Here is a 954-nt window from a genome sequence, read left to right on the forward strand (position 1 = left end):
GAGGCGTTCCACATCGCTTCGACCGGCCGTCCGGGCCCGGTCCTGGTGGACATCGCCAAGGACGCGTTGCAGGCGCAGACCACGTTCTCGTGGCCGCCGGTACTCGCGCTGCCCGGCTATCGTCCGGTGCCCCGGTCCCGGCCGAAGCAGATCCAGGCCGCCGTCAACCTGATCGTCCGCTCCAATCGCCCGGTGCTCTACGTCGGCGGCGGTGTGCTCAAGGCGGGTGCCAGCGCGGAGTTGAAGGTCCTGGCCGAACTGACCGGCGCCCCGGTCGTCACGACGCTGATGGCGCTCGGCGCCTTCCCCGACTCCCACCCCCAGCACCTGGGCATGCCCGGCATGCACGGCACGGTCGCCGCCGTCACCGCGCTGCAGAAGTCGGACCTGCTCATCGCGCTCGGCACCCGCTTCGACGACCGCGTCACCGGCCGGGCCGACACCTTCGCGCCGCACGCCAAAGTAATCCACGCGGACATCGACCCGGCCGAGATCGGCAAGATCCGTCGCGCCGACGTCCCGATCGTGGGCGACGCCCGCGAGGTCATCGCCGACCTGGTCCAGGCGGTGCAGGCCGAGTACGGCTCGGGGCGGGCAGGCGACTACACGGCCTGGTGGAAGGACCTCAACCGCTGGCGCGAGACCTACCCCCTCGGCTACGACGAGCCGAACGACGGCACGCTGTCCCCGCAGCGCGTGATCCAGCGCATCGGCGAGCTGGCGGACGCGGACACGATCTATGCGGCCGGTGTCGGCCAGCACCAGATGTGGGCCGCCCACTTCATCAACTACGAACTGCCCGCGACGTGGCTGAACTCGGGCGGTGCCGGAACGATGGGCTACGCGGTCCCGGCTGCCATGGGTGCCAAGGCCGGCCGGCCGGACCGCATGGTCTGGGCGATCGACGGTGACGGCTGCTTCCAGATGACCAATCAGGAACTGACCACCTGCGCG

Annotated in this window: 1 protein-coding gene; it reads left to right on the forward strand. The window is 70.6% G+C overall.

Going from position 1 to position 954, the window contains the following annotated elements; genetic code table 11:
* Positions 1-954 (forward strand): thiamine pyrophosphate-dependent enzyme (locus ADK54_RS41485; protein WP_234392430.1); only part of this gene is annotated, 954 nt, incomplete at both ends.

The sequence above is a fragment of the Streptomyces sp. WM6378 genome (assembly GCF_001279695.1).
GTDB lineage: Bacteria > Actinomycetota > Actinomycetes > Streptomycetales > Streptomycetaceae > Streptomyces.